The following is a 721-nucleotide window of genomic DNA, read 5'->3' as shown; positions in this document are numbered from 1 at the left end:
ATCTATCGACCTTTTTATCTTGCTTATGCTGGCAAACACGCGAGTCAATTCGGGCTGAATAATGCTTTGAATGGTATTGAACAATCGCTGTTTAAGTCTCTGCTTAATAGCGTGAAAGATTCAAACATATACATTATCAACAAATCATCAGCTCAGAAGCGTTTGACTTCAATTCTGCGAGAAGGGGAGCTGGTGATGTTTTATCAAAAGCTACAATCGACTCATGATGAGAAAGTGTTCTCCTATGAAGCGCTGATTCGTTATATCGACAAAGAGGGAAAACTGTGTCCTCCAACGTTCATCAGTGACTTCCAAATGCTTGATGCCATGCCGCTACTCGATAAGTTGGTCATCGAAAAAGTGCTGTCGGACATGAAAACAATGTCGTTATCGCCGTCACGTCGAGTTGCGATCAATATTTCGGTTTCGACGATCGAACAAGCGGATTTTGTTCAGCACTTACAAGGACGACTTGAGCACTATGGCGTGTCCCCAGATTGGTTAGAAATCGAGATAACCGAAGAGGCGGTGTTAAACGATAAAGTGTCGTTGACTAATACGATGATCGCGCTGCAAGCGTGTGGTATTCGCATCGCAATGGATGATTTCGGAACGGGTTATGCTTCGTTTCCGCATTTGCTCAAATATCCGTTTGATAAGATCAAACTCGACCGTTCATTACTGCTTGATGCCACAGATGAAAAGGGGCGCGAGTTATACC

Annotated in this window: 1 protein-coding gene; it reads left to right on the top strand. The window is 43.6% G+C overall.

The genetic code is table 11. From position 1 onward, the window contains the following. On the top strand, positions 1 to 721 hold a 721-nt coding region (locus tag R7093_RS25410; RefSeq protein ID WP_318147044.1), incomplete at both ends, for an EAL domain-containing protein.

The sequence above is a fragment of the Vibrio sp. 1580 genome, assembly GCF_033340055.1.
Note: the sequence above shows the minus strand (reverse complement) of the source record. Positions and strands in the feature narration are given on the sequence as shown.